The following is a 12489-nucleotide window of genomic DNA, read 5'->3' as shown; positions in this document are numbered from 1 at the left end:
TGGTCGCGATCGCCGCGCGGCTCGATCTGCTCTTCAGAGTGACGTTGCTGCCCTGAACTGAGGAACCGCATCGAAGACACTGAGTGCGGAGATCTTCTCCGCCATCCCGCGTTTTCCCGGATCGACCGTGACCGGAGATGCAACGCGCCGTTGCCGGCACCGTCATGCCTCCCGCACCGGATTCAGATGCGTTCGCTCGGCGCCCAGAACCTCACTGCCCACCGAATGTAGGGTCGGGAGCCGGCTCGGTGGCAGATCGACCGAAAGTCGCGCAGCCACTTATGAGCAGAGCGGATTCCCGCTCAGCTGTTCTTCTTCGCGACCATGGCCATGGTGCCCCGTTTCCAGCTCCCGCACTCAAACACTCGCTCAGTGTGCGGCTCGGGTCGGGACCACGAATAGAGACCGTATGCTCGCACAGCACGGTTCTAGGTCGCGAGCCGACCACCTCGGCTCCCCGACTCCGCTGAGCCGATTCGATCAGGTCCCTATTCAGCACAATGGCAACACTATTCGGTCTGTTTGGGGTGCCCTGTGCCCGCATGCTTCAGCCACAACGTGCGGTGCTCGATATCCAGCACATACCAGATCCGGCCGCCGGCGGTGACCTCGTACTGCCACTGCTCCATCTCAACACCGTTGTGCACCCCGGTCGCGAGCTTGCCCTTCAACCGGTGATGGCGTGTGGTCGACTCCCCCGCGACCGTACGGCGTCGCAACTCCTCGTACGCCACCAGCGTGTTCGCCGGCGCCTGCCGGCACAGCTCATCCCACCCCTTCGCCGCCTCGCTGGTCGCGAACCGCAGGTCCCACAGCTCCCCGGCCGCTGGCGGTGCGACGCGCTCACCCCGCTTCGGGCTCACAGCTCCGGCACCGGCACGGCCCCGAAGTCACCCTCGGACGGCATCGACAGGATCCTGGCCAACTCCGGATCGGCATACACCTCCGCCGTGTGGCGCCAGGTCTCGATCGTGCGGGCCGGCGGAGCCGGATTGTCCAGCGATGAGCCCGCCCGCAGCGATGCGATCAGCTCGTCGACGAAGCCGGCGACCTCCTCACCCGAGAGGTAGCTCACCCACGGGAACGCCGCCGCCACGACCTTGCGGACCAGAGCGCTGTCATCCGAGTGCAGCAGGGCGTCGACCATCGCCGTCGCCGCCGCGAGTACCTCCCGTTCCTGATCCGCCCGGGCAGCCGTCATCAACACCAAATCCTCGTCATCGCGCCGCGTCACCCGCAGCGGCCGCGCACCCGACCGCTGCCACTCCGACAGCGTCGCCTTCCCCTTGTTCTGGATATCCGAGAACGGCACCTCACCCACAGACATACTTTCAATGTACTTTTAAAGTGTGCGGTCGGCAAGGTGCTGGCGGACGAGGCGCCGGCAGGCCAACTCCCCTCAGTTCTCCGCATCGCCGCCCCTGTAGAACGAGTTCGTCAGCGCCGTCATCGGGGCCACGGAATCCTCCACAGACCTGTCAGCGCAGATCCTCAACAACCCCGACCTCGCCCAGAAACACCTCGGAGAGCTCCTGCCGGGCGTGTATCGCAGTCACAACCAAGGTTGCTGATCGACCGTGCATTCATGTTCTGCGACGGCTTCAACGCTCACGACACGGCTACACCCTCGCGGCACGGAGGACTGGCAATTGTGGATGGCAACATGGCCGGACCGGAAGCTAATCCTGCGTCTTCGATGCTGCCGTGGCCGCGAGTGTTCCCACACGGGCGCGGCCCTCGGGGGCACTCAACAACGAGCCAGGTCGGTACGTGACCTGAACGACCTGGGAACCGTTTCGCGCGGCAACCCAGTACATGGGGAAGCTGCCGACCTCCGGATACTTGATCGACGATGTGGTGCCGTGCCGGCCCAGCGCCTCCTCGGCCACCGGGATATCGAAGAGTTCCTGCTGTTCGTGATAGGCGTAGCCGGATCCGGTGTCGGCGGTGTCCCAGGAGACACACCTGCTTGCGATGTCTCGATAGGCTGCCAGCGCTGCCGAGGCTGTGTCGGCGCTCGAATAGGTCCAGGCCTGGCTGGTGATCAGTTCCACCTCAGCGGCCGAATCGAAATGCCATGCGCCGGCGGCATCGTCAAACACCTCGGGCGTCTTCAGCGTCCACGACTGATTACTGCACTCCGGCTGCGACGACGCCTGTACTTCCGCAGCTTCAGGGTCGGTGTCCCCATCAGTGTTCCACCCACTCCCGATCAGCTCATCATCAGTGAGGAGCAGTTCCCCAGCCGCCGGTTCCACGCGACTCGACACCGTGGCCGGCGTCGAGGTAGCGGACGCCGGCGCGACCGCCGAACCTGACGTTGACGAATTCGCGACCACTGCCGCGGACTCACCGGCCACCTCCGAGGTGTCCGTTCCGCCGCATCCGGACACCAGCACTACGGAGACGGCTACGCCAACGGCGCCAACGCATCTGACTAGCCACGGCGTCGAATCAACTGTCGCGCACGTCTGGGACTGTTTCGGCATGCCGCAAATTGTGTCAGCTGCCGGGCACCAACGAGTCGTCCCCTCGGAGAACCCCGCCGCCGCGCCAGATCGCGGCCACCTCCACACCCCACGGCAGCGACTTCTCAGGACCGATGCCGCAGCGAAAGACAACGTCGTACGCCGCGGCACCAAATCCGCCAGCCACGAATGCGGATGACAACTTGCACGCCCGGCGCGCAGCGCCGGTGCCGCCACACGCACACCGCGCACAGGCAGCAGCCCGGGTTCGTCCAGGAGTCAAGCCCGGTGAACCGGAGGGATATCACCTGCCCGACCGGGTTCATCTCCGCCTTGGACATGGCCGCACCGCCCGCACCCCCATCCAATCCGCAGGCTCGGCGCGCCCCGGGATACCTATGGTGGCGGTGTAGGCGGCCCAGACCACCTCCTGTTCCGCCATGGTCAGTTTCGGCGCAGTTACCGCGTCGCTGTGCGGTGGACGTTGTCGAGCGAGTATTGCTCGGCGATCTCGCTCGTCTCCCGGGCCAGCCAGGTCAGCTCCCCCGGCGTGTCATCCCCGGCCGTGATCAGATCCGCCCACCCGCACTGCGGGCCCCGGACGCACACCAACGCCAACCCGTTCTCGGACAACGTCTGCCACAGCTGCTCCACCGCGGACGACCCCATGCCTCCCATTCAACCGCAGCACCCGCCGGCGCCCAAGGATCGGAGTCGGCCATGTCGCATGTCGGTGCCGTACCCGGCACCCCAGTTGCGGCGTTCTATCGATTATTGGTACCCATATGGGATGCGATGTGCGGCCGAGGAACCGGACGGTAGCGGCATCGTCGTAGTGCCTCCGCCGGAAGTGCAGCTCACGTGTTGCCGTACGAACGCAGTTCTGACGGCTGCCTCAGAGCAGTCACGTGCATCGACCTCCCTGACTCAGGTTGCCCGCGCGGACTTCTGGATTTCTGAGGTGGCGTGAGAATTCTTGCCTCCTCCCGGTCTGGAGGGAAACTGGTGAGGATCGGTCGACGGTGGGTCTACCACCGACAGACTGATCAGCTCACCTCCTCAGCGGCGTCTCCCCAACTCGCAACCCAGGGATCGCGAATGTAATGCAGGAGTCCTTCTTGGATACTCACAATGGGTAGCGTTCGATATTCGATTGCATCGTGACCCATTGGGTTTCGCAGAACGAGTCGAGATTTGCGCGGACCCCACCGAAGTGGCCACCGGAACCAGAGGCTTTCGTTCCCCCGAAGGGAATGGTCGCCTCGTCGCCGACGGTCTGGTCGTTGATGTGGACCATGCCGGACTCGATCCGGTCGGCGAGTTCGAAGGCCGCGAAGGCGTTGCCGGTCAGGATGCCCACGGTAAGTCCATACTCGCTGTCGTTGATCAGTTCGATGGCTTCGTCGATCGTGTCGTAGGTGATGACCGGCGCGACCGGGCCGAAGATTTCCTGCCGGTAGGCCGGACTGTCGACTGTCACGTCGGCGAGCACGGTGGGCCGGTAGCAGAGGTCGTCGTATTCGCCGCCGGTGACCAACCGGGCACCGTGCTCGATGCTGGCGGTGACGATCGAGTGCACCTTGTCGCGCTGCTTCTCGTCGATGAGCGGACCGAGTGCATGAGCGCGGTCGGTGGGATCACCGACCCGGATTTGCGCAGCCTTCTGCGCGAGGGTGCTGACGTACTCGTCGGCGATCGACGAGTGGACGATGTGTCGGCCGGTGGTCATGCAGATCTGGCCTTGGTGAAGGAACGATCCCCAAGCCCCCGCTGAGGCGGCTGCGTCGATGTCGGCGTCGGGCATGACCAGCAGGGCGTTGTTGCCGCCGAGCTCGAGGTGAACCTTTTTCAGTAGCGGAGCCGCTGCTGCGGCGATCGCGCGTCCGGCACCGGTGGAGCCAGTGAAGGAGATGCACGGGATGTCGGGGTGCGCGACGATGGCCTCGCCGACGTCGGCGCCGCCGGGAAGAACGTGCAGAAGTCCCTCGGGCAGGCCCGCTTCGGTCAGCAGGTCGGCGAGGGCCAGGCCTCCAGAGACCGGTGTACGGGGGTCTGGTTTGAGAATGACAGCGTTACCGACCGCCAGTGCAGGGGCCACCGATCGGAGCGAGAGGATGGCGGGGAAGTTGAAGGGGGAGATCACTCCAACCACTCCGAGCGGGATGCGCCGGGACATCGACAGCCGAGGCATGGTCGAGCGCAGCAGTTCCCCGTAGGGCTGGGAGGCCAGCGCGGCACATTCGTTCAACTCGCCGATCAGCATCGATACCTCAAAGACGGCCTTCCCGAACCCGGAGCCGGATTCAGGGATCAGCCATTTCCGGATCCGGTCCGGATCTGCTTCGAGCAGTTGAGCAGCCCTGCGCAGGACGGCAGCGCGCTTATCGTAGGTGAGCGCCGCCCAGTCCTTCTGGGCGCGCGTGGCCAACCCAACGGCGGCGTCCACATCCTGAGCGGTGGCGGCGCGGACGGTGGTGAGCACCTCCCCAGTGGCCGGCGCGGTGACGACAACCGTTGCGCCGTCGCCCACTTCCGCCGAGGTAGTGTTCCAGACGGACCAGTCGGTCGTGGTGGGCTCTGCTGTGGTCGTCATGGTAAAGATCCTTCTCTGAGGGAACTGACGCCGTCGAAAAATTAATCGAAGCCGGCGCAGCGGGGTGGTGGTTCGAGCGGACGCACCGATGAGTTCGTGCGCTGACGTTTCCGAGCCGTCCGCCCCCAACGGGTGGGTGGGCCCGGTCCGTCGACCGCGCAATGCGTGGTGTCACGCGCCGTGGCCGGACTGGGGACGTCCCAGGTCAGTGACGCCCGGTAAGGACGGTGATCATGCCGTGATTCCAGGGCTCGCCAGGGTGCCGTCGGGACGTACCCGGCTCAAGACGCCGGCGACGGCGTCGACAGCCCGATCGGCCTCGGACTCGGTCATCACCAGCGGGGGTGAGAAGACAAGGTTGTGGCTGCTGCTGACGCGGACGACGACACCGGTCTCCTCGCGGATGACGTCGGCGATGCCGGTCCCGACTTCGGGCAGCGCTTGCCGGGTTTCCTTGTCGGCCACCAATTCCAGGGCAATTCCCATCCCAGCCTGTCGGATCTCTCCGACCACCGGCAACTCGTACAACGACTGCAGGCGGTTGGCGATGTGGGCGCCGATGCGCTGCGCTGCCGCTAGCAGGTCTTCCCGCTCGAGGATGTCCAGGTTGGCCATCGCGATGGCACAGGAGACGGGTTGGCCGCTGTAGGTGTAGCCGACGGGGAAGCCGTGCCCGGTCATCACCGTCTCGGCGACCTCGCCGCTGAGCAGGACCGCCCCGAGTGGGGCGTAGCCGCTGGTCAGGCCTTTCGCGGTGACCATGATGTCCGGGGTGATGCCGAAGTGGTCTGCGGCGAACCAGTGGCCGATACGCCCGAAGGCCGTGACGACCTCGTCGAGGATCAGCAAAATCTTGTGATTGCGCAAGACGGCGCTGATGCGGGGCCAGTAGTCCTGCGGGGGAACGACCATGCCGGCGACACCCATGATTGGTTCGGCGATCATCGCCGCAATGTGGTCGGCACCGAGCCGGTCGATCGTGGCTTCGAGTTCCGCGACGCAGTAGTCGGTCGGGTCCTGGCCGTCGAACAGCCAGGTCCGGAACGGGTGCGGCGGGGTCAGATGAGCAACGTCAGGCAGGTGAGGGCCGACACCCAGCTTCATCTCGTCGAAGCCGGTGGCGGTGCCGCCGCCGTAAGCGAGACCGTGGTAACCGGTGGTCCGAGAGAGGATCCAGGTGCGCGAGGTATCGCCGCGCTGGGTGTGGTAGTAGCGGGCAGTCTTGATGGCAGCATCGTTGCCTTCGGATCCGCCGGAGGTGAAGTACGCGTAGTCCAGACCTTCGGGGGACAGCTTCGCCAGTCGGGCGGCCAGTTCGATCGCGCGATCGTTGGAGAAGTCCCAGAAACTGGTGAAGTACTCGAGGTTTCGCATCTGGACGGCGGCGACGTCGGCGACCTCATCGCGGCCGTGCCCGATCTGCGCGAGCCAGAGACCACCGGTCGCGTCGAGGTATTCCCGTCCCGAGGTGTCCCACAGGGTGCAGCCTTTGCCGCGCACGAAGATCGTGCGGTCCTTGGCGCTCAGCGGGAGGTGCGGATGAACCAGGTGCTGGCGGTCGAGCTCGAGAAGATTGTTCGTAGTCAACGAATCGTCCTTTCTGAGATGGTGGAAGCGTCGGGAGTGTCTGGGCCCACACCGTCTGCCGTGGTGGCGGTGGCGGACAGGTTTACGGGGTGCCCGCGTCGTGCCGCCAGTAGTGCCGCACCGAACGACAGCAGCCCGGCCACCGGGATCAACAGGGGTAGCAGCGCGGCCGTGGGGCCGGTGATTCCGGTGAGGCTGTCGAAATTGACGACCGCCAGGACGATCCCCACGGCCAGACCGAGTGCGCCGAGGACCGGCGCGATGAGGGTCTGCCACAGCGGACCGCCGGGGCGGGTCCGGAAGAACACGATGACCGCGACGGCGACGGCAGCCTGCAGAACCAGGACAGCCAACGTGCCCAGCCCCACGAACCATGCGAACAGCTGAGTAAAGGGATCGAGTCCGGCGGCCATGATTGCCACCAACGCGACGAGGGTGATCACGCTCTGGGTGACACTGGCACGGTGAGGGCTCTGGAAGCGGTGGTGGGTGCGCCCGAGGTGCACCGGCAAAAGACCCCCGCGGCCCAGCGAGAACATGTAGCGGCTGAGTGTGTTGTGGAACGCGGCCAGTACCGCGAACACGCTGGTGACGACGAGAATCTGCATGAGATCGGTGGAGAACTGACCGACGAAGATCGTGTTCACGCCGGTGACGAAGTTGACCGGGTCGTCGGCCGCTTGGCTCATCACTGCATCGGAGCCGTGCGCCAATCCGATCGTCCAGGTGGTGATCGTGTAGAAGACGCCGATCATAATCACGGCCACGTATGTCGCCCGTGGCACGGTGCGACGGGGATCTCGTGCTTCCTCCCCGTAGATCGTGGTCGCCTCGAAGCCGACAAAACAGGTGAGGGCGAACAGCAGCGCGATTCCGGGAGTACCCGAAAAGACGTTGGCGGGGGCGAACGCATCGGCGTTGATGCCCTCAGCTCCGCCCTTGCCCATGACCAGGACATCGAAGATCACCAAGATGAGGACCTCGGCGACCAGCAGGACACCGAGCACCTTCGCGGAGAGGTCCACTTCCAAGTACCCGAGTATCCCGACCAGCACTAATGCCCCGATGGCCAACACCTGCCATGAGATATTCCATCCCCACCGGTTGAGCAGGTCGGATGCGAAGACACCGAACTGTCCGAACAGGCCCAGCAGCATGCAGTTGTAGGCGAACAGGGCGATACCGGCGGAGGCGTGGCCCAGGCGTTTGCCCAGACCCAGTGAGATGTAGGCGGTGAACCCGCCGGCGCTCGTGACGTGCCGGCTCATGGTGGCGTACCCGACCGCGAACAGCAGCAGAATGGCACTGGCGACCAGATACATTCCGGGTGCACCGACACCGTTCGACGCGAAAACCACCGGCCCCGCACCCAAGGTGGCGCCCAGCGGAGCCGCTGCCGCGACGACGAAGAAGGCAATGCCGGCAGTACCCACGGCTGATTTCTTGAGCTGCCCCGAAGTCTCGGTACTCATCGCACCGCCTTTCTGAAAAATCTGCAACCACCAGCGAAGTTGCAGGTGCGTTGAATCGACTATGAACAGCGAATGAGATCTGGACAACGACGAGATCGAGAACGCACAATCGTGTGTGGCGATCGTCGAGGTCAGTGGCGGTCACAGTGCGCCTCGGGCGCGAAATCTATGGCGCTTGGGAGTCGATGTGGAGATACGCCAGCTTCGGTATGTGGTGCGTTTGGCCGAAACACTGCACTTCGGTCGTGCCGCCCGGCTCGAGCACATCGCGCAGTCGGCGTTCAGCACGCACATCTCCCGACTCGAACGGGAACTCGGTGTGCAGCTGTTCGATAGGAGCCCGCACCGGGTGGCCCTGACACCGGCGGGTGGTCGCATTCGTCGAACGAGCAGAGTTGATCTTGGCGCAGTTGACCGATGCGGCGGCGGAGGCTCGGACGCACGCGTCGGGCGAGCAGCAGATCCTCCGGGTCGGTAGCTTCGCCGAAGCCGCGGGCGAGCTCACGCCGATCATCTTCTCCGCCTACCGCGAGCTGCGGCCGGACGTCCAACTCGAGTTCACCGAGCTGACGATGGCTGATCAGCTCGACAAGCTGCTTTCCGGGGATGTCGATGTGGCAGTTGTTCGCGGCCCCTTCGAGGACGAGCGCGTCGAACTCAAACCGATCTTCGCCGAACCCCGTGTCGCGGCGTTACCCCGCCGCCATCCGATGGCCGAAGCTCACGATCTCTCGGTCGACGATCTACTGGACGAACCCTTCGCCATCGCCGACGCCGGCGAACTCGCCGGATGGGGCGAGTACTGGACGTGCGACGATCGTCGCGGCGAACCCGGGCGGGTGGCAACCCGGGTCCGGTCGGTCGGCGAGTCACTGATGGCGATCTCCTGTCTCGGTGCGGTGGACACCTTCCCGCAGACTGCCGCCCGTCTCTTCCAGCATCCCGGTGTCATCTACGTGCCGCTCGAGGATGCCGCGTTGAGCACGATCAATGTGGCCACCCGACGAAAAGACCCGCGTCCGCACGTCCAGGCGTTCGACCTCGCTGTCGAGCACGCCATCACCGAACACCTCGGGTCGGTTCCCGACGCCGTACGCGTCGACGGTCCCTGAACGCGACCCGCGCTCGAGGTGCGAACACACCTGCTGCCCAACGTCATCGCGACTCGCTAGTAGCTGTAGATCAGGCCAGCACGTCGCCGCCGGTGCCGGTTTCGAGCTGCCGAATATGCCATCCTCGACGCGGCCGCCACCCCCGCCGGGGACACGGAGCCCGCCGACCCATCCAGGGGCTGGCACACTTAGTGGTCTGATTCATAAGTTCGTCGGAGGTTGTTGCCAGGCGGTCGAGTCGCCGAGGTACAGGCCACAGGCGCAGTCGAGTGCGTCCTCGCCACTGCCGGCGAAGTTTCCGTCGGGCAGGACCCCGACCGATGCGCGTCAACCACGACTACCGCCGTGGTGGGGCGTTGGCGTATCTGGCGGCCTACGACGTGCACCGGGCGAAGGTGTTCGGCCGGTGCGAAGCCACGACGGGCATCGCCCCGTTCATCGCGCTGGTCGATCAGGTCATGAGCCAGCAGCCGTATGCCTCCGCAGCCCGGGTGTTTTGGATTGTCGATAACGGGTCCTCGCATCGTGGGCGGGCCGCGATCGATCGGCTGGCCGCGAGGTATCGAACGCGGTGATGGCCCATACCCCGAAGCACGCCTCGTGGCTGAACCAGGTGGAGATCTACTTCTCGATCATTCAACGCAAGGCGCTCTCGCCCAACGATTTCGAAGATCACGATGCTGTCGAACAGCGTCTACTCGCCTTCGAGGAACGGTACAACGCCACCGCTGCGCCGTTCAAATGGCGCTACACCACTGCGGACCTGCACCGGCACCTCGAACGACTCGACCACCACGATCGACCTCTGCAAGCGGCATGACCCCCGACGAATTTATGAACCGAACCACTAAGACTCGGGGCCGTGCAGCACTGCGACAAGCCAGCTACTTCTGGATGCTCGGTGGCACATATGCAGACGCCACCGGAACAGCATTGTCGGGGAGGCGTCGAAGCCCAGCCGCGCTACGGCCCGCGCATATCGGACCAATGCACCGGGTCGGCCGAGGCATCATCCCGGCCGGGAGCCACCAGCGCGGAATTGAAGCACCATTTTGGTGGCGGCGAGGACGTTGACACAGCGTGAGTGCCCTTTGCGACCGTGTACTTTGGTCGTCGTTTGGGCCGAATGGCGACTCTGGGATGCACCTTCGCACAGCGCCACAGATCTGTCGCCCGAAATCCCAGGGTGCAGTCATCCCTGCCACTGTCGGAGAAGCAGTGGCCCCGTCTCGCTGGCGCGGCGTGATCGTCGGATCCGCACAAGTTTGGGGTATCGGTACGGATCCGACGATCGCCCTCTCGTGTTGCTTCCGTCAGGCGAGGGCGGCCGCCGAGCGTCCATCGAGGGCGGATTGCACCAGGTTGCTCTTGGGCAGCGTCGAGCCGGCCCTCACTGTCTCGATCCACTGCGCGGTGGTCGACACCGCAGCGAAGTTTGACTGCAGCAACACCATCAGCGCAGTATGCAGGGACTCGGCGGAGATCGTGCCGGCCTCGTTGGCGAGATCGATGGCGCCCGTGGCGTCGGACAGGATCTCGGTGGCGAACCCGAGCCCTTCGGCCTCCACCGCCGTGGCGAGATCGCAATTGTTGGTCATGTATCCGACGATCGTGATGGTGTCCACGTTGTGCGTGTGGAGCCATTGCGCCACATCCGTTCCGGCGAACACGCTCCCGTACTGTTTGTGCACCCGCTTGGCTGCCGGATGGATGCACTGTTCGATCTCTGGATGCAGCGACCATCCCGCGGTGCCCTCGGCGAACACGGGAGCGCCCTGCGGCATCTGATGCTGGACCACGAGAACCGGGAGGTCACCTGCGGTGGCCGTCTTCATAGCGTTGACGATGTTGGCGAGGGACTCCGCGCGCGGCGGGTACTGGATCTCGAGTGGCCCCTCGAAGTACTCCTGCTGGACATCGACGACGACAAGGGCGCGGCGGGGTGCGGTCATCAGGTCTCTCCTTCAACGGTGGTGGTGGCGTCGCGCCACCCTGTGGGCGCGGGCCCGTCCCCAGTGTTCGGCACCTCGGCTTCGTCCACGAGTGGCATGGATGCATACTTTCGATGGAATCAGGCCAACCTCGGAGGCATCATGCGCATTGCTGTCTACGCGTTCGACGACATCACCATGTTTCACCTGGCGGCACCGTTGATGGTGTTCGGCGAGGTGGACCGCCTCGGCCTTGCCGACGACTGGCAGACGCGGTTGTGGTCCGATCAGGCCGGCACCATCCGCACCATCGAGGGATACCCGATCGGCGAGGTCGCCGGTCCGGACACCGTCGAGTGGGCCGACATCATCGTCATTCCCTCCTGGCCCCAGTCCCTCACCCCTGTCAACGACGTGTTGAAGACCGCGATCACGGCTGCGCATGCCCGCGGTGCCGTCATTGCCGGCCTGTGCCTGGGCGCCTTCGCTCTCGCCGACACCGGCCTGCTCGCAGGACGCTCCGCGGTCACGCACTGGGAGGCGATGCCTCTACTTGCCGAACGCAGCATCGGCAGCGAAGTGGACTCCTCGGTGCTCTACATCGATCACGGTGACGTCCTCACCTCCGCGGGCACGGCCTCGGCGATCGACGCCTGCCTCCATCTGGTGCGCACACACCTCGGATCCGCGGTCGCCACCCGGATCGCCCGCAGCCTGGTCGTCGCCCCGCACCGGGAAGGAGGACAGGCACAGTACATCGACCGCCCCCTCGCTCAGCCGGCATCCGACACCACGATGGCCGAAGCCCAGCAATGGGCACTGACCCATCTCGACGAGCCGCTCACCGTCGACCGCCTCGCCGATCAGGCACGGATGAGCAGACGCAGCTTCGTCCGCCACTTTCACCAATCCACGGGCACCACCCCGGCACGCTGGATCCTCGAACACCGCCTGCAACAAGCGCGGGCCCTCCTCGAAACAACCGACTGGGGAATCGACATCATCGCCGCCAAATGCGGCTTCGGAAGCAGCGTCACCCTCCGGCAACGATTTACGGCAACCTTCGCCACCTCCCCCACCGCATACCGGCGGCAATTCGCCGACACGCGCGGCACCACCGCCGCCCGACCCCAATAGAGCAGAGGCCGCTGCTCGACGCTGCCGCCGCGTTGCGAAGTCCGCACGGACACACTGCCATGCCCCCCGGGGCAGGGCAACGACCCGCACTCAGTTCGGTGTCAGGAACCGTTGACCACTAGATCGATAAGCCAGACGAGCCACGGTACCCCACCTTCAACTGGCAACTCCCACATCGTTTCCTCCCCA

The 12489-nt window shown here is 65.1% G+C and carries 13 protein-coding genes; 5 read left to right on the top strand and 8 right to left on the bottom strand.

Annotated features, from left to right (window positions below):
- Positions 1–509: 509 nt before the first annotated feature.
- From ACLIVD_RS40455 to ACLIVD_RS40425, 7 genes are all read right to left on the bottom strand, one after another.
- Entirely contained in the window at positions 510–863 is a 354-nt protein-coding gene (locus ACLIVD_RS40455; protein ID WP_491933099.1) for a hypothetical protein, read from the bottom strand.
- Positions 860–1327, bottom strand: a complete 468-nt coding sequence (locus ACLIVD_RS40450; protein WP_043787180.1) for a hypothetical protein — start codon at positions 1325–1327, stop codon at positions 860–862. The genes ACLIVD_RS40455 and ACLIVD_RS40450 overlap by 4 nt, the downstream gene beginning before the upstream one ends.
- A 352-nt stretch (positions 1328–1679) precedes the next feature.
- Complete coding sequence (locus ACLIVD_RS40445; protein WP_491933100.1) at positions 1680–2258, bottom strand: hypothetical protein; 579 nt, start codon at positions 2256–2258, stop codon at positions 1680–1682.
- Between the two features lie 669 nt (positions 2259–2927).
- Entirely contained in the window at positions 2928–3137 is a 210-nt protein-coding gene (locus tag ACLIVD_RS40440) for a hypothetical protein (RefSeq protein ID WP_491933101.1), read from the bottom strand.
- Positions 3138–3594: 457 nt separating this feature from the next.
- Positions 3595–5061, bottom strand: a complete 1467-nt coding sequence (locus tag ACLIVD_RS40435) for an aldehyde dehydrogenase family protein (RefSeq protein WP_491933509.1) — start codon at positions 5059–5061, stop codon at positions 3595–3597.
- A 231-nt stretch (positions 5062–5292) separates the two neighbouring features.
- Complete coding sequence (locus ACLIVD_RS40430; protein ID WP_491933102.1) at positions 5293–6648, bottom strand: aminotransferase family protein; 1356 nt, start codon at positions 6646–6648, stop codon at positions 5293–5295.
- Positions 6645–8120 (bottom strand): APC family permease, encoded by a 1476-nt coding sequence (locus ACLIVD_RS40425; RefSeq protein WP_491933103.1) that lies wholly within the window; start codon positions 8118–8120, stop codon positions 6645–6647. Before ACLIVD_RS40425 ends, ACLIVD_RS40430 begins: the two co-directional genes overlap by 4 nt.
- A gap of 115 nt (positions 8121–8235) precedes the next feature.
- On the opposite strand from ACLIVD_RS40425, the gene ACLIVD_RS40420 reads away from it, so the two are divergent.
- The 4 genes from ACLIVD_RS40420 (at position 8236) to ACLIVD_RS40405 (ending at position 10052) form a co-directional block, all read left to right on the top strand.
- A complete protein-coding gene (locus ACLIVD_RS40420; RefSeq protein WP_491933501.1) occupies positions 8236–8598 on the top strand; it encodes a helix-turn-helix domain-containing protein in 363 nt (120 codons plus the stop codon).
- Positions 8516–9232, top strand: a complete 717-nt coding sequence (locus ACLIVD_RS40415; protein WP_491933104.1) for a LysR family substrate-binding domain-containing protein — start codon at positions 8516–8518, stop codon at positions 9230–9232. The genes ACLIVD_RS40420 and ACLIVD_RS40415 overlap by 83 nt, the downstream gene beginning before the upstream one ends.
- 320 nt (positions 9233–9552) lie before the next feature.
- Positions 9553–9807, top strand: coding sequence for a hypothetical protein (locus ACLIVD_RS40410; protein ID WP_491933105.1), 255 nt, complete (start codon positions 9553–9555; stop codon positions 9805–9807).
- A complete protein-coding gene (locus ACLIVD_RS40405) occupies positions 9807–10052 on the top strand; it encodes a hypothetical protein (protein WP_491933106.1) in 246 nt (81 codons plus the stop codon). Before ACLIVD_RS40410 ends, ACLIVD_RS40405 begins: the two co-directional genes overlap by 1 nt.
- A gap of 493 nt (positions 10053–10545) precedes the next feature.
- Here ACLIVD_RS40405 and ACLIVD_RS40400 read toward each other — a convergent pair whose 3' ends face one another.
- A complete protein-coding gene (locus ACLIVD_RS40400; RefSeq protein WP_491933500.1) occupies positions 10546–11184 on the bottom strand; it encodes an isochorismatase family protein in 639 nt (212 codons plus the stop codon).
- Between the two features lie 141 nt (positions 11185–11325).
- Here ACLIVD_RS40400 and ACLIVD_RS40395 point away from each other — a divergent pair, with 141 nt between their 5' ends.
- Positions 11326–12300 carry a GlxA family transcriptional regulator gene (locus ACLIVD_RS40395; RefSeq protein WP_491933499.1) on the top strand — a complete coding sequence of 325 codons (975 nt, stop codon included), beginning with the start codon at positions 11326–11328 and terminating at the stop codon, positions 12298–12300.
- Positions 12301–12489 lie beyond the last annotated feature (189 nt).

The organism is Rhodococcus sp. G6(2025), assembly GCF_058628105.1.
The sequence above is the reverse complement of the archived record's forward strand: the minus strand, read 5'-3'. Positions and strand labels throughout refer to the sequence as shown.

What these genes read in the sequence shown, in the direction of transcription:
- ACLIVD_RS40435 (WP_491933509.1), bottom strand. Translation starts at nt 5,061, where the DNA reads ATGACGACCACAGCAGAGCCCACCACGACCGACTGGTCCGTCTGGAAC.
- ACLIVD_RS40395 (WP_491933499.1), top strand. Translation starts at nt 11,326, where the DNA reads ATGCGCATTGCTGTCTACGCGTTCGACGACATCACCATGTTTCACCTG.
- ACLIVD_RS40450 (WP_043787180.1), bottom strand. Translation starts at nt 1,327, where the DNA reads ATGTCTGTGGGTGAGGTGCCGTTCTCGGATATCCAGAACAAGGGGAAG.
- ACLIVD_RS40440 (WP_491933101.1), bottom strand. Translation starts at nt 3,137, where the DNA reads ATGGGGTCGTCCGCGGTGGAGCAGCTGTGGCAGACGTTGTCCGAGAAC.
- ACLIVD_RS40425 (WP_491933103.1), bottom strand. Translation starts at nt 8,120, where the DNA reads ATGAGTACCGAGACTTCGGGGCAGCTCAAGAAATCAGCCGTGGGTACT.
- ACLIVD_RS40400 (WP_491933500.1), bottom strand. Translation starts at nt 11,184, where the DNA reads ATGACCGCACCCCGCCGCGCCCTTGTCGTCGTCGATGTCCAGCAGGAG.
- ACLIVD_RS40410 (WP_491933105.1), top strand. Translation starts at nt 9,553, where the DNA reads ATGCGCGTCAACCACGACTACCGCCGTGGTGGGGCGTTGGCGTATCTG.
- ACLIVD_RS40405 (WP_491933106.1), top strand. Translation starts at nt 9,807, where the DNA reads ATGGCCCATACCCCGAAGCACGCCTCGTGGCTGAACCAGGTGGAGATC.